Source organism: Dactylosporangium sp. NPDC050688 (assembly GCF_040654515.1).
Lineage (GTDB): Bacteria > Actinomycetota > Actinomycetes > Mycobacteriales > Micromonosporaceae > Dactylosporangium.
The window spans coordinates 21088-47001 of sequence record NZ_JBFAIC010000041.1 but is presented as its reverse complement, the minus strand read 5'-3'; the positions used below and the strand labels follow the sequence as shown (position 1 = coordinate 47001).

Genomic DNA, 25914 nt, shown 5'->3' with positions numbered 1-25914 from the left:
TGCCGCACGACCTCGGTGTCATCGAGGCCGAAGCCGGCGGCCGGCTGCCGTCGTCGGTGGAGTGGGCGTGGGTGGGTCGGGCTGAGTGGAAATCGGCACGTCGTCGGGACGCCAGCCCGGCGCCTGTCGTGCGTAGGCGTGCACGGGTCCGTGCACGGTGACGGTGATCGGTTGTCCTGGGTGGTATGTGGTGGTGCCGGCGGCGCGGGCGCGGATCGTCGCGCCACCGGCGAGTTGAACGGTGACGACCATGTCAGCGCCGAAGAATTCGCACCTGAGGACCGTGGCCGTGGCGTCGGCCGTGGCGCCGGCGTCGGACAACTGGAGCTGTTCGGGGCGGACGAGGATGGTGGCATCGCCGTCGGGGCAAGGCTGGGTGAGGGGCAGGGCACCGAGCGGGCAGATGGCCCGGCCGTTGTCGACCTTGCCGTCCAGGACGCTCGCCGGTCCGAGCAGGAGCGCGGCGTCCGCGGTGGCTGGCCGTGCGTAGAGCTGTTGCGGCGGCCCGGTCTGGGTGAACCTGCCGTCCGTCATGACGGCGATGTAATCGGCCATGGACAGCGCTTCGGCTTGGTCGTGGGTGACCAGGAGGGTGGAGACGTTCTCGGCCCTGAGCGCGGCGGTGACGGCGGTCCGGGTGGCTTCGCGGAGGCCGGCGTCCAGGGAGGAGAACGGCTCGTCGAGCAGGACGAGCGAGGGTTTGCGGGCGAGGGCGCGAGCGAGGGCGACGCGTTGTTGCTGGCCGCCGGAGAGCTGATGGGGGTACCGCCGGGCGAGGGCCGGATCGAGGCTGACCAGTTCCAGCAACGCCGCGGCTCGGTGTCGCCGCAGGTGCCTGCCGGTGGTCAGGTACGGCAGCCCGAAGGTGATGTTGGCCTGGACATCCAGGTGCGGGAAGAGTGCACCTTCCTGCGCGACGTAGCCGATGCCACGTTTGTTGGGCGGCAGGACGCCGCGGCCGCTGGACACGTCCGTGCCGTTGAGGGTGATGGTGCCCGCGTCGGCACGGTCGAATCCGGCGACGATCCGCAGCAGGGTGGTCTTTCCGCAGCCGGACGGGCCGAGGATCGCGGTGACGGATCCTCGGGCGACGTCGAGGTCGATGCCGTTGAGGACAGGTACCCGGCCGTAGCGTTTGAACAGCCCGTGCACGGACAGGGCGGTCATCTTGTGACTCCTCGGACGGATTGGCGCAGCAGCAGGTAGGCCGACGGGAGCGACAGGACGATCATGCAGACGGCGTACGGCGCGGCGGCGGGGTAGTCGATCTCGGCGGCGGCAGACCAGAACTCGGTGGCCAGGGTGTGGGTTCCGGTTGGTGCGAGCAGGATCGTGGCGGTCAGTTCGGTGGTGACGGCGAGTGACACCAAGGCCGCCGCGGACAGCACGCCCGGTGCGGTGAGCGGGACGACGACGCGGCGGAACGTGGCGAACGCGGACTGGCCGAGGCCGCGCGACGCCTCCTCGAGCACCGGGGGTGCCTGGCCGATCGCGGAGCGCAGGTTCACCATCGCCCTGGGCAGGAACAGCATCACATATGCGGCGACCACGAGGATGGTGGTCTGGTAGAGCGGCCGGGCGTAGCGGATCGACACGGTCACCAGGGCGAGGCCGACGACGACGCCGGGGACAGCGCTGGCCAGGTAGGTGCTGCGTTCCAGCACGGTGGTCATCAGACTTCGGTGCCGCACCGACAGCCACGCCAGCGGAAACCCGGCGGCGACGGTGACGGCCGCGGCGAGTGCGGCGAGTTTGGCGGTGGTCGCGAGCACCGGAAGCAGGGCGGAAGGGTCGAACCCGGCGGCGCCGGTGTAGCCGAGCCAGTGGGTGACGCTGTAGACGGGTACGCCGACGGCCAGAACGACCACGGTGAGCGGCACCGCGACGGCCGGCGCGGTGAGGCGGCCGAGCCGGATCGGTGTGGCCGCACGGGCGGCACCGGATCCCAGCCGGGCGGTTCGTGCGCGGCCGCGGGTCAGGACCTCCAGCGTGATGAACAGCAGGCAGCAGGCGATGAGCACGGCCGCGAGCGCGTTCGCCGCCGTGGACGCGAACGTCGACTCGTACTGGGCGATGATCGCGGTGGCGAAGGTGGCGTACCGCAGCTGCTCGATGGCGCCGAACTCGGCGAGCAGGTGCAGCGCGACGAGCAGTGACCCCCCGAGCATCGCGGGTCGCAGCTGCGGCAGCACGACCCGCACCCACATCCTGGCCGGGCCGAGGCCGAGGCTGCGGCCCGTCTCCTCGAGCGCCGGGTCGAGACCGCGCAGAGCCGCGGCGACCGGCAGCAACACGAACGGGTAGTAGGACAGGGTGGTGATCATCGTGGCTGCCCAGAGCCCGTGCAGCTCGGGGGCGAGGCTGATCCACGCGTAGCTGTTCACGAACGCGGGGATCGCCAGCGGGCTGGCCAGCAACGCCAGCCACACACCCCGGCCCGGGAGGTTGGTGCGCTCGACCAGCCACGCCAGGGCCACACCGGCCGTCAGGCAGCAGGTGGTCGTGGTGGCGCACAGCAGGATCGTGTTGGCCAGCAGCTCGCCGATGAGCGGCCGGAACACCAGCGGTTCGACGACGGCCCAGCCGACGTCGAAGCAGTAGTAGACGATGACGACGAGCGGGATCGCGGCGAAACCCGCGATCAGCAGGCACGGCACGAGCAGGCGCAGCGGAGGCAGCGATCGGAGTCGCCGCATGGCTGCGCCTGCTGCCGGCCCGGCAGGGGTCGTGGCTGGAGTCACGGCTGGAGCGTGCGTTTCCGGATTCGGGCGATGCGTCAGATGAGCCCGGCGGCGGTCATCAGGTCGACGACCTTCTTGCTGTTGAGCTTCGACGGGTCGACCTTCGGCGCGCCGAGCTCGGCGAGCGGCTTCAGCGCGGGGTTGGACGGCACGTCCTTGCCGACGCAATACTCGAACGCGGTGCTGTCGGCCAGCAGCTTCTGACCGTCCTTGCCGGTGATGTACTGCAGCAGCGCCTGCGCCTCGGCCGGGTGCTTGCTGGACTTGAGCACTCCTCCACCGGACACGGACACGAACGCGCCCGGGTCCTGGCCACCGAAGAAGTGCAGCTTGACGTTGTTGCTGTTCTCCTTCGTCTTGGCCTGGTCGCCGTACCAGTAGTAGTGGTAGATGACGGCGGTCGTGGACGTGCCGGCGTTGACGGCCTTCATGGCCGCGCTGTTGCCGGTGTGCGCCTGCCCGCCGGTCTTGAGTGCGGCCAGCCACGTCTTCGTGGCCGCTTCGCCCTTGAGTTCGAGCATCGCCGAGACGATGGCCTGGAAGTCCGCGCCCTTCGGAGCGGCGCCGAACTTGCCGCTCCACTTCGGGTCCTGCAGATCCATGATCGACTTCGGCAGTTCCGCCTCGGTGACCTTGGTGGGGTTGTAGGCCAGCACCGTACTGCGGGCGGCGATGCCCACCCAGTTGCCGGTCGACGGGGAGTACTCGGCGGGTACCTGCGCCAAGGTGGCCTTGTCGACCTGTGCGAACAGGCCGGCGTTCTCGACCAGCGACATGGCGGGGGAGTTCTCGGTCAGGAACACGTCGGCCGGTGACGAGGCGCCCTCTGCGGCCAGCTGGTTGGCCATGGTCAGGTCGCTGCCCTGCCGGATCTCGACCTTGATTCCGGTCTTGGCGGTGAACGCCTCCACCCACGCCTTGGTCAGCGTGTCGTGCTGCGCGTTGTACAGCGTCAATGTTGCGTTCCGATCCAGCACCGGGGCGGACGAGCCGGTGGGGGCCGGCGCACCGCTGTCCGTGTCGGTGCTGCCGCATGCGGCCAGCGCCGCCACTGGAATGGTCAGCAGCGCTGCAAGCGCCCGCCGCCGGGTCAAGGTATACGTGATCGACATCAAAGTGGTCCTTCGCTAAGGAGGTCGTGCGAGGCTTACGTTAGGCTAACCTAAATAAGTACGGTAGGGCTGGGTCGCCCCCGGCTGAGCCCCAAATTTGGGGGGTTGTCCGCGGAAGGGGCTGATAGCGCGATGAGCACGGCAACCATGCCTGCCGTATCCGGCGCGTGCCCCGCAGGGCGAGAGCCGCGGACGGTGCTGCTCATCGACGACCACCGGGTCTTCACCGATGCGCTCGCCTTCGCGCTCGACGCCCAACCAGACCTGCGGTGTGTCGCGGTGGCCAATTCGGCGCGGGACGGGCTGGCCAAGGCCGCCGTCTACGACTTCGACGTCGCCATTGTCGACCTGTACCTACCCAATGCCGGTGGCCTGGCCGTCGTCGATGAGCTGCGGGCGATGCGTCCGGCGGCGCTGCTGGTCGTCCTGACCGGGCATCCGCGTGCGGATCTGGCCGCCGCCGCGCACCGTGCCGGTGCGGATGCGTTCCTGGCCAAGGACGACACCCTGAATGCCGTGCTCGGCGTCCTCCGCGGTGCGCCAACGCCCCGACGGCGCCTCGTCGACGCCGCCCGGACCGCAACTGGATCTGGCCCACTTTGGTTGATCGAAGTTAGTCCCTGCTCGGTGTTCAGTGGGTGAGGAGGACGCGTTTGCGGAGCAGGTCGAGTTTGGCGCGGCCGAACATCTGCCTTTTGGTCATTTTGATGCGGTTGACGTGGCCTTCGACAGCACCGGAGCTATGCGGCAGGGTGAGGCGGTTACGGACGGCGTCGTAGTCGCGTCGGAGGCCGTTGGCGTAGGAGTGCAGTTCGGGCAGGTCGCCGGCCTGGACGACGGCGATCCAGGCGTCGAGGCGCCGCCATCACCGATCCGGAATGACCGCAGCAACGGGCAACCGCCAATTCTGACAGCGAAGGACGAGGCTGCTATTCGTGCGGAGCTCAGACGCCTGTGGGCGGATATCAATTATCCGCGGATGCCGGAAAAGCTCGTGGCATGGTCGAATAGTAGTCCTGAAAAATGGCAAACTACCAAGAATCAAGTTAAGGCATTGAGTAATAAGCCGTACATTGCGGACATTACTGGAGCTGAAGTCGATGTGAAGATCTATGGAGGTAAAGAGCGGGTTCGGAAGGTGGTTCCTGGTGGTGGTGAAGCGAGGTTGCAGGGCGCTGCCAAATTTATCGTGGCCCTCGATGTCATCGCGTTTGGTTTGGCAGTCCAGCAATATGGCCTGAAGAAGGCGATCAGCGGGTATATTTACCTGATGATCGGTGACCTCATTTACACGCCACTATGCCCTCCGCCCCCCGGCTATGTGGGCGGGAACTGCGCCGCTTGACACGGACGCGTCAACGGGGGAGTGAGATTGGACCGCATCGAGGCGTTGTTGGTCGCCGTCGACTGGAGCCGAGTTGACGGCGGTCAACTCGGCGACAATATCGGGCCCGTACCCTCGGTGCCCCGAATGGTGCGTGATCTCTGGCACGCCGATCCGGATCGGCGTTGGACCGCTGTCGACTTCCTGGAGAGGGCGGGTCTGCAGTTCGGGCAGTCTCATCCGGCGACGGTGCCTTTGATTCCAGTGATCGTCGCGGTGCTCACCGATGCGCGGTCCGCTAACGTAGGGGTCGCGAGTTCATTCGATCCGCAGTTGCCGTTGCGGGCCCGGCTACTGGAGATGTTGGGCAACGCAGCGACGGCGCCGGCATGGGGAGGCACTGATGAGGAATTGCGGGCGAAGGCAGCGGCTGTCGTTGCCGGTGCCGAGGATCTGCTCTTGGCAGATCTGATCGCCGGGGAAGAGGCGTCTGCGCGACTCGGGGTGCGGGCGATGGCTGGCGACGTGATCGACGCCGTCGTGTCATACATCGATGATCAGGACGTGCGGACTGTCCACGCCGCAATTTTCGCGGTAACCCGATTTGTCCAGTTGCTACTGCCGGAATGCCGTGGCGCCGTTACAGGCGCTGGGGCGGCGGATCGCGTTGCGGTTGTGGTCCAGAGACTGCGGGCGGTCGCCGGTCGCGGTAGCGGTGTGGTGAGTGTCTCGGCTGCGGCAGCGTTCGCGTTGGCTGAGTTGGGTGCTGACACGACAGCCCTCCTCGGCGAGCCAGAGTTGGCCGTGCGGGCATGCGCGGCACTGTCGCCGTCGACTGCTGACGACACTCGTGCGCTAATGGCTTTGGAACATGCATTGCGATGCACCCCGAACAACGACACGTGGCTTTCCCCGGGCTCGAAGTTGGAACGGATGCGGCTATACATCGACTTCGCGCGCGCCGCCAGTTCGCGTGCGCGCAGTTTCAACGAGCTTTGTCCTGGCGCGCTCGTGGTCGCCACGCCCGAAGCGGAGTCAACGGAGGCCGGATGGGGACCGCTGCTGCGCGTGGCATTCTCGCCAGGTTGGCGAAACCGTCCACTAGTTCAGCCACGCCACCGAGATCGCCGCCCGCGGCGGCGAACTGCTCATCCCGGTCAAGCGGAACCAGCCGACCCTGTTCGCCCAGCTCAAGGCCCTGCCCTGGGCCAAGGTCCCGGTCGGTGACCAGGGTCGCACCCGTGGCCACGGCCGTCGGGAGACCCGCACGGTCAAGGCCGTCACCGTGGCCACCCCGGTGGCCTGCTGTTCCCGCACGCCCAGCAGCCGTACGAATCACCCGCACCCGGACCGTGAAGGGCAAGACCAGCCGGGAGACCGCCTACTACACCGTCTCCCTGCCCGCCGGGGACGCCCAGCCCGCCGACCTGCAGGAGTGGATCCGCCGCGAATGGCACGTCGAGGCGCTCCACCACATCAGGGATGTGACGTTCCGTGAGGATCTGCGCCAGGCCCGGACCGACAACGGGCCAGCAGTCCTCGCCACGCTCCGTAACACCGCGATCGGCTTCCACCACATCAACGGCGACACCAACATCGCCCGTGCCACCAGACGCGCCAGCCACCGCCCACACGACCTCATCACGGATATGACCAGCAGCTATCCCAGAACGCAATGACCCTGGCCGGCTCATCGCGGTGGATGGCAGGTGATCGTGCGCCTGCGGCAGCCGCCGCCTCCACAAGAGGTAGAAGAATCGTTCCAGGGCACCGATTTCTCTACCCTTTGTCCTGGCGGCCGCAGACCGGCTGTGTCTGCCGAGCTGCCTTGTTGCTGTAGTTATTACAGTGTCTTGAATTGTCTTTCGTTTCCTATCTAGCCGATTGGAGATATCATTTCGCCGTGGCGAGTCCTGGACCGGCTGGCTCCCATGAGCTCCGGCTCCGCCAGCCGGCCTGATCACGGCTGATCTGGTCGCCGAGGCGATCGACGTTCTCGGCGAGCAGGGCCGGCGCTCGGCCGTCCGCTGGTGGATCGGCTTGAGGTCAGCCAGTGCCACAACATGAAGAATTGCGTCCCGGCTCGGTCGGCACGACTGAAGTTCGGACGATCTTTGCATTCGATCCTGCGCGGCCGCCGATCCGGCTTGGGACAGTGCTGAGCGGATCGCCCGTCGCCGGGAGATGCGTGAACAGACCTCGGCGGTCATCTCGATATCGTTGCTCGCATCGGCAACATTCAGCTCCGCGTCGCCTGAGCCCCGACGGACGCCGCAGCCGGCGTCATGCACGACAGGAGCGCCCCGCGATGGGGTTGAGGGGGTGTGGGTGGAGCGAAGCTCCCCCACCGGGGAGCGCCGGCGGAGCCGGTGCGCGGGGAATCGGGATTTTCAACGGCGAGAGGCCCCCGCCGCGAAGCAGGGGCCTCCCAAAAATCCCGTACGCCGCGTAGGACTTGAACCTACAACCCGCAGATTAAGAGCTAGATTCCGCGCAATTGTCTCGTGATGTCCAGTCCAAACGATCGACTATTTGTCCATTTTATGCGTTTCTTGTTAGTCGGCCGTGCTGGTTGCTGCGTCCGGCCGCCGGTGGGTCCATTGGCGGCCGATCACCCGGGGAGCACCCATATTGCCGTGACGGCGCATAGGTCGGCACCGCCGCGGTCGTCTCGAGGGTCGCGGCGGCAGGCGTTCTGGTGCGCCTGTTCTTGACTTTCTTGTGGGGAAGCGTTGCCGAGGCCGGACGGCTGATTGCGCCCAAGGATGATGATCACTACCGTGTGGCCGTTGTTGCACCGTGATCCACATTTCAACGGGGAGTACAGTGCGCCTTTTGCGCAAATTTGGTGCTGTCCTCACAGCGGCGACCCTCGCCGTGACGGGATTGTCCGGGGTGGCGGTTGCTGCCGAGCCGACCGCTCCGTACGACGCCTTCACCCTCAACGGGTCGGCCTGGAACTACAGCTTCGATAGCAGCAACGCCACCGTCACCTTGGACGGGTGGGGTACGGGTTTCATCATCACGGCGTACACCCTTGGCCATGAACACCTGTTCCGTGCCTTGGTAAGCCCGCCGTCAGGGCAGACACTCGGCGTCGGCACGTTCGCCACCGTCGGGACGGGCGGCGATGGACGCTACAGGCTGGACGTGGGTGGCGATGGTAGGGGGTGCGGCGAAGCAACGGGCTCGTTGACGATCCATGCGTTGACGCGGGACCCGGCGACCGGCGGTATCACGTCGCTCGCCGCCAGCTACTTCCAGGACTGTTATGACGTGTCCGGCGAGATTCGCTGGCATTCGGACCGGCCCTACGTGAACGGTATGCAGTCGGCGGTCAACCGGTTCTTCAATCCGGTCGATCTCGGGCACAGTTCGCCGGTGCAGACGGTGACGATCACGTCGTCGGGCAGTTCGGCGCTGCAGTTGGGCGCCGTCGTGCTCGGCGGGGCCACGCCGGAGGCCTTCACGATTACCGGCGACACCTGCACCGGTGCCAGGTTGACGTATGGGCAGAGTTGCGTGATCAGTGTGATCGGCCGGCCGACGGCGATTGGTGACCAGTACGCGACGCTTTCGCTGACGGACAACACGGTGTCGGGGAAGCGGGCGGTCGAGCTGCGGGTGACCGGGCGCTCCGGCGGCGAAGGCACCTACGTGTCGCTGTTCAGCTCGTCCCGCCTGCTTGACACCAGGGAGGGCAACGGCGCGCCGAAGGCGCCGCTCGGCGGCGGCAAGACGATCCACCTGCAGGTGGCCGGGCGCGGTGGCGTGCCGACGAGCAAGGTGTCGGCGGTCGTGTTGAACATGACGGTGACCAGTCCGACGTCGGCGGGTTACCTGACGGTCTATCCCGGCGGTATCGCCCGTCCGACGGCGTCGAACCTGAACTTCCCGGCAGGGTGGACGGGGGCGAACTCGGTCACCGTGCCGGTCGGCGCCAACGGTCAGGTCGACATCTACAACGCCGCCGGCAACGTGCACGTCATCGCCGATCTGCTGGGCTACTACCTGGCCTACGACGACTCCCACACGCAGGAGCCCGCCGGGCAGTACTGGCCGACGGTGCCGCAGCGTCTGCTGGACAGCCGCGACCCGGCGTTCGGTGGGCCGCTGGGTCCGTTCGAGTCCGTGACGATCCCGGTCGCCTACGGCCCGACGTTCAACTCGCACATCCGGGCTCTGGCCGTGAACATCACCGCGGTCACCCCGACCCAGGGCGGGTACGTGATGGCATGGACCGGGTACGGTCAGCCACCGACCGCTTCGACGCTGAACTTCACCAAGGGTTCGGTGGTACCGAACTTCGCCGTCGTCAAGACAGCGTGGTGCTCCGAGTGCGGTGAACACCCGGCGATCGTCGTCAGCAACTACTCCGGCGGCAGCACGCACATCGTCGTGGACATCTTCGGCTTCTACGACGACGGTCAGGTCCCGGGTGGTCTACGGTTCCGGCCGCTGAACCCGACACGGATCGTCGACACCCGCGACGGGCTGGGCGCGGGCGCGTTCACCGGCACCGGGACAGTCACGGTCACCGCCCCGGCAGCGGTCGCCGGCGACAACACCTACGCGCTGGTGACCAACGTGACCGGGGTCAACCCGGCGAACTCGACCTACCTGAGCCTGTGGGCGACCGGCGAAGACCGGCCGACGGTGAGCAACCTGAACCTGACCCCGCACGAGGTCCGGCCCAACGCCGCCTTCGTCAACGTCGGCCCCGGCAACACCTTCAACATGTTCAACGCGGCATGGAATGTCGACGTCGTCGTCGACGTGTCCGGCACGTTCGAGTTCCTGCCCGGGTCGATCCCATCGGCCCGGACCGCAACCCTCGGCCGGCAGCATTCGCTGCGCTCCGGCCCGACCGGCACACCGCTGCGGCAGACGATGCGGCAGCCGTGACACGCCGCTCAAATCCCCCGACGGACCCCAGGAGTCCCATGCGCTTCTTCCGGACGGCCATGGCCGTGCTCGCGGCGATCGCGCTCGGCGCGGTCACGCTGCCGGCGCGGGCGATCGCGCAGCCGGTCGCCCCATACAACGCGTTCACCGTCAACGGCTACTACAGCATCGCTGTCGACTCCAACATGACAGATGACGTCGTCGGTGTCTGGCTCACCCAGTCCGTGTCGAGCCAGGGAGGCGAGTGGGTCAAGTTCAACGTAAATTGGATGCTGGGTTCCCCGTACGTCGTCATCATCAGCCCGCCGGGGCAGAAGATCGCGCCCGGTACGTATCCGACGTCGCCGAACGGTGACACGCCCGGCACGTACGGCCTGGATCTGCGGGTCTGGAGTCAGCCGTGCGGCGGTGACCATGGAACGCTCACGGTGCTGTCGGTCGGCCGCGACGACGAGGACAACATCACCTCGCTCGCGGCGTCGTACCGCACCTCGGGCTGCGGCCTCCGTGGGTCGGGTTCGTGGGGCGAGATGCGGTTGAACTCGACGGTCGGCTACGCCGACGCAAAACAGGACTACACCGAAATGCCGGGCAGCGGAACGGGTGTGGGGCTCGGCCAGCGGGGCACCACGCAGACCGTCACGTTCACCGGCGTCGGCAGCGAGCCGCTGGAGTTCGGCGCGGTCTCGTTCGAAGGCGAGGGAGCACGCTCCTTCGGCGTCGACACCAACACCTGCACCGGCCGGGCCATCACCTACCAGCAAACGTGCTCGGTCACCGTGTACTCCAAGCCCACCGTGCTCGGCCACCAGCCGGCACTGTTCAAGATCGCCGACAGCAGCGCCATGGGATTCCACGTGATGGCGGTGAACGAGTTCGGCCGCAACACGTCGGCGGGCAACTTCTTCCCGAACGAGCCCACCCGCATCCTCGACACGCGGCTGGGCGTCGGCGCTCCGAAAGGCGCGCTGGGGACGCAGAAGACCGTGTCACTGCAGATCCCACGGATCGGCCGCGTCGCCGAATCCGGCGTGTCGGCGGTGGTGCTCAACATGACCGTCACTAACCCGACGTCCGGGTCGTACCTGACGGTGTACCCGTCGGGGACCACCCGGCCCACCGTGTCGAACCTGAACTTCACCGCCGGCTGGACCGGCGCGAACTCGGTGACAGTACCGGTGGGCGAGAACGGCAAGATCGACATCTACAACGCGGGCGGCTCCGTGGACGTCATCGCCGACATGCTGGGCGTCTACCAGAGCCACGACACCATCGCCTACGGCCTCGGCGGGCAGTACCAACTACACCAGACGACCCGGGTGGTCGACACCCGCGATCCGGGATGGGGTGGGCCGCTGCCCGGCAAATGGTCCCTGACGTCGCTCGTCGACTACGGCACGACCATCAACCAGCACGTGCGGGCCCTCGCCGTCAACATCACCGCCGTCACCCCGACCTCGTCCGGGTACCTGACCACGTGGGCCGGCGGCGGCCCTCCACCGCTGGCCTCGACGCTGAACTTCACGCCGAACTCGATCGTGCCGAACTTCGCCGTGGTCCCGATCATGTACTGCGAACGGACCCCGAGCTGCGCCGGCATACCGCAGATCGGCGTCTACAACGGGTCCTCCGGGGCGGTCCATGTGGTGATCGACGTCCTGGGGTTCTTCGACGACGCCCAGATGGGTCCGGGCTTCCGGTTCCATCCGCTCACCCCGACGCGCATCGCCGACACCCGCGAGAACCTGGGCGGCGCCGGGACGCTGGGACCGAACGGCACCGCCACGTTCACCGCACCGGCACCGGCCGCCCTGGAGGAGACCGGCGCGCTGGTCGCCAACATCACCGGCGTCAACAACGGCAACGGGGGCACGTACCTGACCGCATGGGCCAACGGCACCGCCCGGCCGACGGCCAGCAACCTGAACCTGGCCCCCCGCGAGGTCCGGCCGAACGCGGCATTCATCCTGCTCGGACCGGGCAACAAGTACAACGTGTACAACGCCGGGTCGAACGTCGACGTCATCGTCGACGTTGCCGGACGCTTCGACTACTTCCCCTACCCGCTGCAGCCGGGCGTCATGGCCAGCAGCGCGCCGGCCGAGAACAAGCCCCCGGTCGCCCGGCCGTCGTACCAGTACAGCCGGCAGTAGCGCTGTACCGGACCTGCGAGCCTCCGCCGTCGCCGACGGCGGAGGCCTGCGTCCCGGATGAGTTCGGCGAACTTGTGCCGCAGCGCGACGAGCGTGATGTCGCGCCGGCCGGTGGTCCGCGCGACGAGCTCCGGCAGCGGCGACCGCACCAGGTAACCGAACCGCCCGGGGGTCGGCGGCCGCCCCTTCATAGACGGCCGTCGATGCCTGTACGAAAGCGCGATGGGCTCGGGTCCGGCCGAGACGCTGCCGAAGGGTCGCTGGGCGTTGCACGGCTACTCCTGGGTCACCATCCTGCCCGAGGAGATCGGCCGATTTGGTGTCGCCCTTGCGGCGTACCCCTGCCGTTGGTGCTCATACCGCACCTGCAGCCCCGCCGCGTCTGGCGGCGAATGAGCGAGGTCAGGCCCAGATGCCCGGTACTTGTGGGACGCGTTGCAAGTCGACCATATGTGTGGACCTGCGAGACGCTGAGCAGGGTTGATGCCGGAGGTTTCGCTGCCCGGTGCGTTCAGGCTGCGGACGAGACCGCCGCGCGTGCGCCAGCTTGAATGGTCTGTGGCGAGGTGGCATCGACAACGGTGACGGTGCTGCCTTTGGTGTCGCCGTTGACGGCGAAGTGTCTGATGTTCGGGAATGACGGGAGTCCGTCGATCATTGCGGCGACCGGGATGGGGCCGGCGGCGATGATGATGCTGCACTTCTGGACGCCGAGGGTGTTGTAGTAGGTGACGCCGTTGGCGGGTGTCTGCGGTCCGGTGATGGCGAGGTGCTGGACCTTGACGAGGGTCTCGACGGAGGCCTCCTGCATGCCGGCCCAGACCGCTTTGGCGGTGTCCCCGTTGAGGCCTTGGTCGTCGGTGAGGAGGCAGGCGGTCGTCGCCTTGTACTGGCGTTCGCGTGGTGGTGGCGGTGGTGAGTCGTCGGGCCACAGCAGCCAGATAGTCCCGAGGAGCAGCAGTAGGCAGCCTGCTGCCGCGGCGATGCGTTGCCTGCGGGTCCATGAGTGGATTGCGGCCAGCATCCGGGTGATGGCGTGTGCGATCACGGCTTCACCTCCCCGTTGGGCGCGGCTCGCGGCACGAACATAGCGTGTCGCGTCGATCTCCGGAAGGGTCACGCGATGGATCGCTGAGGTTCGAAACGGACATTCGAGCATCAAGGTCACCGATATTTACGTGCATCTTGTGTTCGCGCGTTCACGCCCCGCAGACTGCTGGCGCCTGCTTGGGCGCCTTTGGTTTACGGGGGAGGCTGGCCGTGCGCGGTCGTCATGCTGTGCCTGTCGGTCGGTTCGCCCGCCGGATGAGCGTCGTTACGGTCGTCGTGTTGGCGCTCAGCGTCGGCCTGCCGTCGGCGTTGGTGCCGTCCGGGCATGGTCTGGTCGGCTGGTCGATGGTGCGGGACTGGCTGGTGGCCGCGCCGTCGTGGGCCAAGGAAGACCCGAAGGTGCCGCAGCAGCAGCGCGGCAAAGGCGTCAACGGGCACTACGTCACCGCGCCGCTGGCGCGCAACGGCGAGTCGAAGCACAAGGTCAAGGGTGAACTCGCCAAGTATCAGGCGTTCCAGCCGACGGTGACGAACAAGAGCACCGGCCCGGCTCGGAAGGGCTTCGACTCGGGGACGAGCAAGCGCGTCGCGGCGATGGGCAACGCCAAGACAGACGTGTTCCAGAACGCGGACGGTTCCTACACCCGGCGGGTCTACAAGAGCCCGGTGAACTTCAAGGCCGCGGATGGTTCGTGGCAGCCGATCGACAGCGTCCTCAAGGTTGGCGGCGACCGCCGGCTGGAGACCACCGCGAACTCGTTCAAGGTGAGTTTCGCCGCTGGCACGGCGAGGAAAGTCGACTCGGAGGGCCTCGAGATCCCGTCCGCTGCCGGTGCTGCCTCCCTGGTGAACGAGGATCTGGTGCGGATGACCCTCCGGCCGGGCGTGGAGCTGGCGTACTCGCTGTCGGGGGCGTCGCTGAACAAGGCGACGACCGAGCGGTCTGTGGCCAGGTACCGCAACGTCTTTCCTGACGTGGACCTGGAGCTCGGCGCGAAGGCGTCCGGCACCAAGGAGAATCTGGTCCTGCGTTCGGCGAACGTGCCGACGGAGTACGTGTATCCGTTGAAATTGAAAGGATTGACGCCGCGACTGACCGCGGCGGGTGAGGTCGAGTTCGTGTCCGCTGGGGGCGTGGTCGAGCTGACGATGCCGGCCGGGTTCATGGAGGACGCGTCCAACAGCCACGCCGGCGCGGGCGAGGTCTCCTACGGGGTCGGGTATGAACTGGTCCAGGTCGACGGCGCTCCGGCGTTGAAGGTGACGATCGACGGTGCCTGGCTGCGGGACCCGGAGCGGAAGTTCCCTGTCGTCCTGGACCCGCAGACCACGCGGACCACCCTCGCCGACACGTATGTGATTAGCACTGACGCGACCGGCACTCGGCACAACGAGCCGACGCTGGCGGTCGGGTCGCACAACGGCACCGAGAAGGCGCGTTCGTTTCTGAACTTCGACAACTTCCCGGCGATGATGGGCGGGTTCAGGCTCGGTTCGGCGCGGTTGTGGCTGTTCATGAGCTACCAGGGCGACGGCGACGCCGTTCCGTGTACCGCCCTGCCGTACAACGTCTACCCGATCACCAGCGCGTGGAACGCGTCGACGGCGACGTGGAACAACCCGCCGGCGTACAGCACCGACGTGAACAAACAGCTCGCGACCGACTCACCGAGTTCCTCCGCGGCGTGCAACAACGACGAGCAGGTCCGCAACGTCGGCGTGTGGTCCACACCGTGGTTGAACACCGAGCGCATGATCGACTGGGCGGCGACCGGCGGTACGTACGGGCTGGCGTTGACGGCCTCGGAGACTGACACCTCGGCGTGGAAGCGGTTCACCTCGTCGAACACGAGCCTGATCTGCCCCAGCTTCTTCGGCAACACCGAATGCGACCCGTTCCTGGAGATCAACTACTCGGACAACGTGGCACCGCAGCTGGACGCGCGCTACCCGGCGAACAATACCGCGGTGAACACGTTGACGCCGGAGCTGTCGGCGAAGGGCAGCGACCCTGACAACTACCCGAACCGGGGTCTGCGGTACAAGTTCCTGTTGTACGACGACCAGGGCCAGCCCCTTGCGACGAACCCGTCCTCGCCGTGGACGGACGGGTTCTGGAAGGTCCCGGCCGGGACGCTGGTGTGGGGCAAGGTCTACCTGTACCAGGTGCAGGTCGACGATCGTTCATCGATCGGCCCGGCGAACCCGGTGCCGTACGCGTTCAGCACCGCCGTGCCGCAGCAGATGGTGAGCTCGTCGCTGGCGCAGAACGGCGGTAAGGGTTTCGAGGGCAGCGTCGGCAACTACACCACCCGGGACGTCGACGCGCAGGTGACGACCGTCGGTCCGGCGTTGTCGATTGCCCGGGAGTACAACAGCTTGGACCTGCGTAAGTCGGCGTTCGGGCAGGGCTGGTCGTCGCTCGTGGACATGCAGGTCCGCGAGGGCAAGGACGCTGACAACGCGTTGCAGACCGCGGCGATCCGGTACCCGAACGGGCAGGAGGTCACCTTCGGCCGGAACAACGACGGGACGTGGACCCCGCCGCCGGGCCGGTTTTCGGTGTTCAAGGCGATCACCGGTGGCTACTCGCTGACCGACAAGGACAGCACGGTCTACGAGTTCACCCAGGGCGCCGGCACCGGCGTGTACGGCCTCACGAAGATCAGCGACCCGAACGGCCGGGCACTGACCGTGCACTACGACGCGAACGGCCGCGCCGACCAGATCAAGTCCCTCGCCTCCAACCGTACGCTGAACCTCACGTGGTCCACGCCGGCCGGCGCCTCCGTCGCGCACGTCGCGACGGTGACCACCGACCCGACCGATCCGCTGGTGCCGTCCAGCACCCTGACCTACACGTACACGTACACCGGTGACCAGCTGACGAAGGTGTGCCCGCCGGGCACCACCACTGACTGCGCCAGATACGAGTACCAGACTGTCAACCAGCACAACAGCACGGTGCTCAACACGGGCCCGTACTCGTTCTGGCGGTTTACTGATGTTCAAGGGTCAGGGTCCGGCGTCGGGCTGCCTTGGTGCCTGTGCGGTATAACGCCCGGTCTGGGGTAGGGCCCGCTCATGAGGTACGGAGATGGCGGCGGGGTGAACCAGGCCGGACGTACCCGCCGCGAACAGATCCGCCAGCAGGCAGCGGCGATGTTCGCCGAAGGGACACCCGCCCCAGAGGTGGCCGCGGCGTTGGAGGTATCCACCAAAGCCGCATACACATGGCGACGGATCTGGGCCGCCGGCGGGATACAAGCTCTGGCGTCCAAAGGCCCGCCCGGCCCCGACCCCAGCCTGTCCGATGCGCAGGTCGAACGGCTCGAACGCAGGCTGGAACAAGGCGCGGCCGCGGCCGGCTACCGCGACCAGCGCTGGACTCTGACCCGGGTGGCGGCGCTGACCGCGACCATGTTCGGCCACCGGCTGAGCCTGCAGACCGTCTCGGTGCTGCTGCACCGCATGGGCTACAGCCCGCAGCAGCCGGTACACCGGGCCGTCGAGCGTGACGAGCGGGCCATCGCCGGCTGGCGGCGCTGGCGATGGCCGGCGGTAAAAGGGTCGCGCGCAGGCTGGGCGCGTGGATCTGCTTCGCCGACGAGTCCGGCCTCACGCTGAGACCAGCCAAGGCCCGCACCTGGGCCCCGCGCGGGCACACCCCGGTGCTCACCGTCGCCGGCCGCGGCGGGCGACGGATCTCCATCGCCAGCCTGGCGTGCTACCGGCCCGGCCACCACGGCCGGCTGATCTACCGCACAATGCGCCACCACGGCCGCCGCGGCGAACCGAAGAGTTTCCGCGCACCGGCCTTCGCCGCCCTGCTCGACGCCGCCCACCAGCAGCTCGGCGCCCCGATCGTGCTGGTGTGGGACCAACTGCCCGGGCACACCTCGACCGCGATGCGCCAGCTGACCGCCACCCGTAGCTGGCTTCGCGTCTACTACCTGCCCGGTTACGCACCCGAGCTCAACCCGGTGGAGAACGTGTGGTCCAACCTGCGCCGCGGGCTGGCCAACCTCACCCCCGGCACCGTCACCGACCTGGCCCGCACCGCCAAGAACCGGCTCAAACGCATGCAGTACCGGCCAGGCCTGGTCGACGGGTTCCTCGCCGCCACCGGACTGTCACCACCCTGACCTCCACATCGGACCCAGACCCTGACCCCTGAACATCAGTAACGACCCCGCGGCCGGCGGCACCCAGGCCCGCAGCGGGGTGCTGTCCAACGACGGCATCGACAACGGCATCTACAGCAACGTCACCCTCGACCAGCCCGCGGCGCTGCCGCTCTCGACATCGAAGTCGGCGGGGTTCAACGGTACGAACGCGTCGGTGAAGCTGCCGGAGAAACTCGCCACGGAGAGCTCCTATCAGTCGATCAGCATGTGGTTCAAAACCACCGCGACGACCGGGGTCCTGTTCTCCTACCAGAAGGACCTGGTCACTCAGGGCGGCACGACGCCGGGCTACTACAACCCGGTGCTGTACGTGGACCAGGACGGCAAGCTGCGCGGCTCGCTGTGGAACGGCACCGTCGGCACGATCACGTCCGGGTCGACGGTCAACAACGGCCAGTGGCATCACGTCGTCCTGGCCGGCAACGGCGGCAGCCAGCAGATGTACCTCGACGGGGCACTGGTCGGCAGTCTGGCCGGTGTCATCCAGCTGCACAACACGGGCCAGGACAAGGTGTACATCGGCGCCGGATACATCGGCGGCGGCTGGCCCGGCCAGCCGAACACGGGCACCGCCACCGCGAACTTCTTCAACGGCTCGATCGCCGACGTCGCCTACTACAACAAGCCCCTGACCCAGGACGTCGTGACGTCGCTGTACACGTCCGGCCAGAACCCGTCGTCGGTGATGACGAAGGTGACCAGCAACGCCGGCCGGGTCCGCGCCGTCGTCGGCTACGACACCGTCTCCGGCCGGGTCAACCAGGTCACCGACGAGGTCGGCGGGGTCTGGCAGGTCGGCCAGCACACCGTCTCCGGGTCCAGCCAGGTCTACGCCTCCACCGTGCTGGGTTCGCAGCCGAGGGAGTACTTCCGGCTCAATGACGTCAGCCTCCCCGTCCACCCGAAGAACCAGGCCGCCTCCTGGTTCAAGACGACGTACAACAACGTCACCTTCGACACCACGCAGCCGAACACGACGAGCCCGTTCAGCGACTCGTACGGCGCCATCTTCAACGGCACCAGCTCCTACGTCCGCTACGACAACGGCGAGGACGACATCGTCGCCTTCCCGTCCATGGGGCGCGCCGCCGTCGAGATGTGGTTCAGGATCCCGGCCGGCTATGCGAGCAGCGGCGTGCTGTTCGGATACCAGGACACGGCCGTGGACGGCTCCACCGCTGCCACGAGCTGGGTACCGGCGCTGTATGTCGGTAGCGACGGCAAGTTGCGTGGCAAGTTCTGGGACGACGGCGCGCCGATCACGACGACGGCGAGCGTCAACGACGGCAACTGGCACCATGTCGTGCTGTCCGCCGAGGACGTGGACTCGTCCGGGCTGGACCGGCAGTCCCTCTACCTGGACAACCTGTTGGCCGGCAGCCGGACCGGTCAGATGACTTCCGCCATGGCCCCGTTCGGCTACATCGGTGCCGGCACCACCAAGGACTGGCCGGGGTCATCCGGAAACGTCAGCTACTTCAAGGGCAACATCGCCGAGTTCGCCTACTACGACCACGGGCTGAGCACCGCTCAGGTCGACGCGCACTTCAAGGCATCGAAGAGCGCGCTGGCGCCGGCGGCCACGCCGACCCTGACGCCCGTCACCTCGGTTGCCGTCACGGACCCGGGCGGCAAGACGGCGCAGCGGGTCTTCGACCTGCTCAACGGCAACCGGCTCATCGCGTCCACCGACACGCTCGGCAACACCACCTCCTACGGCTACGACGTCGGCGGGTTTGTCAACGTCGTGTACGACCCGCTCGGGCAGAAGACCGAGACCGCCAAGGACGTCCGCGGCAACACCGTGCGCACCACGACATGCCGCAACGAGGACTTCTCGATGGGCTGTCAGGACACGCTGTACACGTTCTGGCCGGACGCGACCACCACGATCCTCACACCGAACCCGAAGAATGACCAGCTGATCGAGGTGATCACGCCAAACGCCTCCGGCTCGACAGGCGAGGCGAAAACCACGTTCATGTATGACCCGGTGACCGGCAACCGGCTGTCCATGACCGGCCCGCCGGTGCCCGGCTATCCCGCCGGTCGCACGACCTCAACGGAGTACACGACCGCGTCCACGCCCGCGGTCGGCGGTGGTGTGACACCTGCTGGACTTCCGAAGAAGGTCACCTCAGCAGGTGGGGCGATACAGCTCACCGAATACAACACCGCCGGCGACGCGGTGCGGGTCACCGACCCAGCCGGCCTCGTCACCGAGTTCACGTATGACGGTATCGGTCGAATGTCGCAGCGGAAGGTCCTCGCCCCCGGGTACCCGGCCGGTCTGATCACGGTGTACAGCTACGACGCCGACGGACAACTGGTGCAGACGACCGAGCCGCCAGTGACCAACGCCGTCACCAGCGCGGTGCATACGACCCGCACCATCGACGTGTTCGACGCCGACGGCAACGTCACGTCCCGGACCGTCAGCGACCTGACAGGCGGCGACAGCTCCCGAGTCGTCACCAGCGCATACAACGCCTATGGGCAGCTGGTCAAGAGCGTCGATCCGGTCGGTGCGGTGACCCTGTACGGCTACGACGCGTACGGCCGTCAGAACAGCATGACGTCCTGCGACAGCGACCCCGCGCCAGGGTCGCCATGCCCGACCGGCGACCGGCTGCAGGTCGTGAACCAAACCTTCGACTCCGAGGGAAACCTGCTCACCAGCGCCACGACCGGCAAGGACGGCACCACCGTCCAGGAGACGTCGAACGCGTACTACGCCAACGGCACACTCGCCTCGACGACCGACGCGATGGACTGGGTCACCAGGTACGAGTACTACGACGACAGCAAGGTCAAGCGGGTCAGCAGGACCGACGGTGTCAAGACCACCGTACTGCGAGAACTCCAGTACGACTGGGCCGGCAACCCGATGACCAGCCGCACAAACAACGGCGCCACCTGGACAGCCTTCAAGATGGACAACGCCGGCCGCCTCGAATCGCAGTGGACCACCCTGCAGGACGGCGTCTCGCGGTTCACCAACTACGTGTACGACGCCGACGACCACGTCACCCTGACCCGAAACACGGCAGGTGTCTCGACGTTCCAGCCCATCCGCGACGTCCGTAACACCTACGACGCCATGGGCCGCGTGACGTCGGAAAAGGTGTCCGTCGACGCCGCCGGAGCCCCGGTCGGCTGGTGGGAGCTCAACGACACCACCACCCCGGGCTCCGCCGTCACAGCCGCCGACTCCTCAGGCTCCGACCACCTGATGTACGGCTCCAACGACGTCTCCCTGACCGGAGGAGCCGCGACCTTCTCAGGAGGAGGAACCGGCCTCTCCAACGGACTCGAAGGGCCCGTCCTCAACACCACGCAGTCGTACTCGGTGTCGGCGTGGGTGAAGGCCAACACGCTCACCGGGTACCAGACCGCGGTCGGACAGAGCGGCAACGCCACCGGGTCGTTCTACCTGCAGTACAGCCAGGCCTACGGCAAGTGGGCGTTCGTGTCGCCCAACATCGACTCCGCCACGCCGACCGCCTACAACGCCGCCACCTCGTCCAACGCGCTCGCCGCGAACACCTGGGTGCACCTGGTGGCGGTGTTCGACGCGAACACGAAACGGATGTCGCTGTACTCGAACAACGTCCGGGGCACCGACGCCACCAACCCAACCCCGTTCAACTCCGCCTTCGACACGACCACGGGCATCGGCGGGCTGTTGACCGGCACCGGCAACAACACCTTCGCCGGCTCGATCGACAACGTGCAGCTGTACCAGCGCGCACTCACCGACGCGGACGTCGCGGCACTGTGGTCGGGTGGCAACGGCCGCACCGGCACTGTCACCGCCACGACCGGTGAGCTGACCACCACGTACACCGTCGACCAGCGTGGCCTGACCACCGAGATGATCGACCCGAACGGCAACACCACCTCCTACGTCTACGACGAGGACGGCAACCTCACCAAAACCCTCGCACCGACGGTCACCACCGAGACCTACGGCACGACCGCGGTGTCGGTGCGCCCGACGACGACGATCGGTTACAACGCCTTTGGTGAGCCGGTCGAGCAGCAGGACCCGCTCGGCAACGTCACCCAGGCCCGGTACGACGCGGCCGGCCGCCCGTGGAAGACCATCCTGCCGAGCTACACCCCGCCGGGCGGTTCGCCGATCGTCGATGCCAGCAGCACCGTGGTGTACGACAAGCTGGGCCGTACGACGTCGACGACGGATCCGCGGGGGAAGACGACGTCGTACGAGTACGACACCCTCGGCAGCGTCACGAAGGTGACCGGCCCGACCGGGAAGATCACCACGGCGCAGTACAACGCGGTCGGTCAGCTCACCGAGGCGATCGACCCGACCGGCGCAAAGTCCACCGCGACGTACGACTACCTGGGCCGCACGCTGACCAGCACGCAGGTCGTGCGGCAGCCGTCGCCGGCGTCCAACACCACCACCTACGACTACGGCACTGGTGTCTACGGCGTCGACGATCCCGCGGCCGGGCCGTGGTTGCGGAAGGTCACCTCGCCGGGTGGTGTGACCGCCGAGATGACGTACAACACCCAGGGTGAGGTGCTGACGCAGAAGGACGGCGCCGGCAACATCACCAGCACCGCCTACGACGGTCTCGGCCGGCCGGTCCTCGTCACGAACCCGGACAACACGAAGACGAGCACCGTGTACGACGGTGCCGGGCGGGTGGTGCAGAGGTCGCAGCTCGACGCGGCGAGTGCGGTGCTGACGACTCGTTCGGCGACGTACGACAACAATGGCAACCTGGTCACGTCGACGGATCCGCGTGGACACACGACGACGTTGACGTATGACCCGCTGGGTCAGGTCGTGAACGAGTCGCAGCCGGTGACGGCGACGCTGTCGGTCAACACGTCGTTCGGGTACGACGCGGCGGGGAACCAGACGCGGTTCACGGACGGGCGGGGCAACAAGTTCTGGAGCACGTACAACACGTGGGGTCTGCCCGAGTCGCAGATCGAGCCGTCCACGACTGCGCACACGGCGTTGGCGGACCGTAGGGCGACGAACGTGTACGACCTCGGCGGGCGGCTCACGTCCCGGCAACTGCAGTCTGGTGTGCAGATCGATTACGCCTATGACGACCTGGGTCAGGTGATCGGGCAGACCGGTAGCGGTACATCCGTGGCGACGGCGGCGCGGACGTTCGGGTACGACGACGCCGGCCGGATCACGTCGCTGTCGGTGCCGGGTGGCACGAACACGATCACATACGACGACCGTGGTCTGCCGTTGAGCATCACCGGGCCGGCGGACAACACGTCGTACACATACAACAGCGACGGCAACCTGACGTCGCGGACCGACGCGGCGGGCACGACGAACTTCACCTACGACACCGCGGGCCGGCTGCAGACGATGGCGAACGCGACGACGAACATCAACCTCAGCGTCGCCTACAACACCCTGAACCAGCCGACGACCATCACGTACGGCGCGAGCAACAAGAAACGCACGTTCGAGTACGACACGTTGCACCGGCTGAAAACGGACACGGTGACGTCGTTTGACGGGTCGGTCATCCAGGGTGCGATCGCGTACGGGTACGACAAGAACAGCAACCTGACGTCGAAGGTGACGACCGGCTTCGCGGGCGCGTCGAGCAACACCTACACATACGACTGGGCGGACCGGATCCAGACCTGGACGACCGGGTCGACGACCACGAACTACTCCTATGACGCGTCCGGCAACCGCACCGAGAACGGTGCGAAGACGTTCACCTACGACCAGCGCAACCGGCTGACCGGGCAGAGCGGCGGCATCTCGTACTCCTACACCGGCCGCGGCACCCTGAAGCAGGTCAGCGGGCCGGCAGGTGTCTACAACACGGCCGCGGACGCCTACGGACAGGTGATCACCCAGCAGTCCGCGAGCGGCACCACGACGTACGCCTACGACGCGCTCGGTCGTGCGGTGAAGCCCGGGTTCAAGTACAGCGGCCTCAGTAATGACCTTGCCGACGACGGTACGACCGTGTACACGCGTGACCCCGCCGGCGGCGTGCTGGCCGCCGGTACGGGCACCGGCGCGAACTCGGCCTACGTTTGGACCGACCTGCACACCGACGTGGTCGGGCAGTTCACCGCGACGGGGTCGAGCCTGACCGGGTCGGCGAGCTACGACCCGCTCGGCGTGGTGCTGGCCAGCGCGGGGTTGGTCGGTAGCCTCGGCTACCAGTCGGAGTTCACGGAGCAGGCGACCGGCCGGGTGAACATGCACGCCCGCTGGTACAACACCGACACCGGCCAGTTCGACACCCGCGACACCGCGAGCAACAGCCCGATCCCGGCGTCGATCAACGCCAACCGCTACCAGTACGGCGACGGCAACCCACTCACCACCACCGACCCGACCGGCCACTGGGGCCTGTCGTCGCTGCGGAAGGCGTGGAACAGCACCGTCTCCACGGTCGCCAATACGGTCGCCAATACCTACAACTACGTCGCATCCGGCCAGGCGTACCAGGACGCGCACAAGGCCTGGAACTACGTCGTGGACAAGGCCAAAGCTGCGACGAAGGTTGTGGTCGAGTCCACGAAGACGTTCGTCAAGAAAAAGGTCCAGTCCGTCAAGGACAAGTACAACTCCGTCAAGAAGTGCGTGTCCGGCGGCGTCTCGAAGTGTGTCAACGACACGTACAAGGCGGCGAAAAAGTACGCCGAAGACACCATCGACACGATCAAGAAAGACCCGTGGAAGTTCGTCGCCACCGCCGCGGTCGGCATCGTGGCAGCGGTCGCGGTCGGCGCACTGTGCGCCACCGGCGTCGGCTGCCTGATCCTGGCCGGCGCGGTCGCGGGCGCGATGTCCGCCGGCGCCGGATACATGGTCGACGTCAAACGCGGCGACGCCGAGTTCTCCTGGAGCGGCCTCGCCGACACCATGATCCAGGGCGGCCTCGACGGCGCCCTCAGTGCCGGCGTCGGCAAGTTCACCGGCGGCGCCACCAAGTACATGGGCAAAGCCGCCAGCGGCATGATGGGCGGCGCCGCACCCAGGCTCCTCGGCGGCGGCAGCCGGGCCGGCCTGCCCAGCCCGGGCCGCAGCAGCAGTGGCGGCGGCAGCCCCGCCGCGAGCCGGCCCTCCACCTCCAGCAGCAGCCAGGGCGGCCACCGCGCCGCGGGTGGCAGCACTGACGGAGGCCGCAACGGCGGAGGCGGAAACTCCACCGCAAGGCAGTCAGACCGAGGCGACGGAGGTGGCAGCGGCTGCCACAGCTTCGATCCCGCCACGCTTGTGCTGCTCGGGGACGGGACCACGAAGGCGATCGCAGACATCGCCGTCGGCGATCGGGTCATTGCCACCGAACCGCTGACCGGCGAGACACGCGCTGAAACGGTCGAAGCGCTTCACCGCAACGACGACACTGACCTTACCGACCTCACTATCGCCACTGCACGCGGCACGGTTGATGACACCACCGTACTGAAAACGACCTGGCATCATCCGTTCTGGAACGAGGACACCGACACCTGGACGGACGCCCAGGACCTGAGAGCCGGCGACCACCTCCGCACCACCGACGGGGCGACTACCACAGTCATGGCGGTACGCAACTACGTCGGCGTTGCCGAGATGCGGGACCTTACAGTTGCTGACCTCCACACGTACTATGTGATTGCCGGTGACGCGCCGGTGCTCGTACATAACTGCGGCACCTTCGAGCTCGGTGGTAGAAGGTGGGTAAACGGCTACGGAGGAAATCTACGCAATCAGGGAATCTCGGCAACCCTTGATAGGGATGGAATATTGGAGATGGTAGTCCGCGCACCGAAAGGTATCCCCGGACTTCCCCGAGGGTCGGCAATGATCACTGATGCGATTAATGCTTTCGAGGGCGCGGGTAGACAAATTAACGGCATCCGCGGTGTCTGGAACAAAGGCCCCTTGGGCGATAACCTGGACTCCTTTAACGCGGCCGTGCGTCGCGGAACGGACCCACTAGAGGCGGTATGGGAGACTTTTACGGGAAAGTTTGCCCAAAGAAATGGGTTTACGGAGGCGTCGATCGACTGGGACAGCGTGGCGGGCGACCTCGGTAGCCATACGGAAATTGTTGTGAATTTTCTGCGACCGATGGGATGAAATGAGTCCGGAGGAATCTGTAGCGGAGAGAGACGAAATTGCTCGAATTCTCCGAGAATACTGGATGCGGGAGGGTTCGATTATTGGAGTCCTGCGTTTGTTGGTGGCGGAACTCAGTCCAACAGGTGACCTTGAACAGATGGCTTTCGGTGTGGTCATCTGCATGGAGACCGCATTTGATATGTCTTTGGGGGATGCAAAGCGAATCACGCGATGGCATGCAATCGGAGGAGATCTATCGGATGCAGAAATCGAGCGACGGATCGGCACCCTCGTGCCGCGTGAGTCGGAGTCTTGATGCAATGCCGTTCAGATAAGGCATCGGTGCTGGTGAGCGTGGTGAG

13 protein-coding genes and 1 pseudogene are annotated in these 25914 nt (G+C 66.8%); 9 read left to right on the top strand and 5 right to left on the bottom strand.

All coding sequences use genetic code 11. From position 1 onward, the window contains the following. Positions 1-18 precede the first annotated feature (18 nt). The 3 genes from AB0H83_RS31960 to AB0H83_RS31950 all read right to left on the bottom strand — a co-directional run bounded on the left by AB0H83_RS31960 (position 19) and on the right by AB0H83_RS31950 (position 3853). Entirely contained in the window at positions 19-1167 is a 1149-nt protein-coding gene (locus AB0H83_RS31960; protein WP_360101489.1) for an ABC transporter ATP-binding protein, read from the bottom strand. Then, the gene (locus AB0H83_RS31955) at positions 1164-2696 is read right to left on the bottom strand and encodes an iron ABC transporter permease (RefSeq protein ID WP_360101487.1); all 1533 of its coding nucleotides are present in this window, start codon (positions 2694-2696) and stop codon (positions 1164-1166) included. Before AB0H83_RS31955 ends, AB0H83_RS31960 begins: the two co-directional genes overlap by 4 nt. Before the next feature lie 80 nt (positions 2697-2776). Continuing rightward, the gene (locus tag AB0H83_RS31950) at positions 2777-3853 is read right to left on the bottom strand and encodes an iron ABC transporter substrate-binding protein (protein ID WP_360101485.1); all 1077 of its coding nucleotides are present in this window, start codon (positions 3851-3853) and stop codon (positions 2777-2779) included. A 195-nt stretch (positions 3854-4048) separates the two neighbouring features. Between AB0H83_RS31950 and AB0H83_RS31945 the strand changes: the two genes are divergently transcribed. Next, positions 4049-4495 carry a response regulator gene (locus AB0H83_RS31945; protein WP_360101483.1) on the top strand — a complete coding sequence of 149 codons (447 nt, stop codon included), beginning with the start codon at positions 4049-4051 and terminating at the stop codon, positions 4493-4495. Here AB0H83_RS31945 and AB0H83_RS31940 read toward each other — a convergent pair. Further along, positions 4485-4655 (bottom strand): annotated as a pseudogene (locus tag AB0H83_RS31940) (ISL3 family transposase); the annotation flags it as partial. The gene AB0H83_RS31945 and the pseudogene AB0H83_RS31940 overlap by 11 nt on opposite strands. A gap of 570 nt (positions 4656-5225) precedes the next feature. On the opposite strand from AB0H83_RS31940, the gene AB0H83_RS31935 reads away from it, so the two are divergent. From AB0H83_RS31935 to AB0H83_RS31920, 4 genes are all read left to right on the top strand, one after another. Next, positions 5226-6404: a hypothetical protein gene (locus AB0H83_RS31935; RefSeq protein WP_360101481.1), complete on the top strand. Its 1179-nt coding sequence runs from the start codon at positions 5226-5228 to the stop codon at positions 6402-6404. A 125-nt stretch (positions 6405-6529) separates the two neighbouring features. Then, complete coding sequence (locus tag AB0H83_RS31930) at positions 6530-6856, top strand: transposase (RefSeq protein ID WP_360101479.1); 327 nt, start codon at positions 6530-6532, stop codon at positions 6854-6856. A gap of 1528 nt (positions 6857-8384) precedes the next feature. Continuing rightward, entirely contained in the window at positions 8385-10082 is a 1698-nt protein-coding gene (locus AB0H83_RS31925) for a hypothetical protein (RefSeq protein ID WP_360101477.1), read from the top strand. A gap of 38 nt (positions 10083-10120) precedes the next feature. Continuing rightward, on the top strand, positions 10121-12235 hold the full coding sequence (locus AB0H83_RS31920) for a hypothetical protein (RefSeq protein ID WP_360101475.1): 2115 nt from the start codon (positions 10121-10123) through the stop codon (positions 12233-12235). 511 nt (positions 12236-12746) lie between these two features. On the opposite strand, the gene AB0H83_RS31915 is transcribed toward AB0H83_RS31920, so the two are convergent. Next, the gene (locus AB0H83_RS31915) at positions 12747-13403 is read right to left on the bottom strand and encodes a hypothetical protein (RefSeq protein WP_360101473.1); all 657 of its coding nucleotides are present in this window, start codon (positions 13401-13403) and stop codon (positions 12747-12749) included. A gap of 137 nt (positions 13404-13540) precedes the next feature. On the opposite strand from AB0H83_RS31915, the gene AB0H83_RS31910 reads away from it, so the two are divergent. The 4 genes from AB0H83_RS31910 (at position 13541) to AB0H83_RS31895 (ending at position 25570) form a co-directional block, all read left to right on the top strand. Then, positions 13541-16360 (top strand): DNRLRE domain-containing protein, encoded by a 2820-nt coding sequence (locus AB0H83_RS31910; protein WP_360101471.1) that lies wholly within the window; start codon positions 13541-13543, stop codon positions 16358-16360. Between the two features lie 33 nt (positions 16361-16393). Further along, positions 16394-16912 carry a winged helix-turn-helix domain-containing protein gene (locus AB0H83_RS31905; RefSeq protein ID WP_360101469.1) on the top strand — a complete coding sequence of 173 codons (519 nt, stop codon included), beginning with the start codon at positions 16394-16396 and terminating at the stop codon, positions 16910-16912. Then, positions 16837-17430 carry a transposase gene (locus tag AB0H83_RS31900; protein WP_360101467.1) on the top strand — a complete coding sequence of 198 codons (594 nt, stop codon included), beginning with the start codon at positions 16837-16839 and terminating at the stop codon, positions 17428-17430. The genes AB0H83_RS31905 and AB0H83_RS31900 overlap by 76 nt, the downstream gene beginning before the upstream one ends. A 79-nt stretch (positions 17431-17509) precedes the next feature. Then, positions 17510-25570, top strand: a complete 8061-nt coding sequence (locus AB0H83_RS31895; protein ID WP_360101465.1) for a LamG-like jellyroll fold domain-containing protein — start codon at positions 17510-17512, stop codon at positions 25568-25570. Positions 25571-25914: the final 344 nt, after the last annotated feature.

Bases quoted from the DNA above. Each gene is read 5' to 3' on its own strand.
- AB0H83_RS31900 (WP_360101467.1), top strand. From the start codon at position 16,837: ATGGCCGGCGGTAAAAGGGTCGCGCGCAGGCTGGGCGCGTGGATCTGC.
- AB0H83_RS31920 (WP_360101475.1), top strand. From the start codon at position 10,121: ATGCGCTTCTTCCGGACGGCCATGGCCGTGCTCGCGGCGATCGCGCTC.
- AB0H83_RS31950 (WP_360101485.1), bottom strand. From the start codon at position 3,853: ATGTCGATCACGTATACCTTGACCCGGCGGCGGGCGCTTGCAGCGCTG.
- AB0H83_RS31955 (WP_360101487.1), bottom strand. From the start codon at position 2,696: ATGCGGCGACTCCGATCGCTGCCTCCGCTGCGCCTGCTCGTGCCGTGC.
- AB0H83_RS31960 (WP_360101489.1), bottom strand. From the start codon at position 1,167: ATGACCGCCCTGTCCGTGCACGGGCTGTTCAAACGCTACGGCCGGGTA.
- AB0H83_RS31910 (WP_360101471.1), top strand. From the start codon at position 13,541: ATGAGCGTCGTTACGGTCGTCGTGTTGGCGCTCAGCGTCGGCCTGCCG.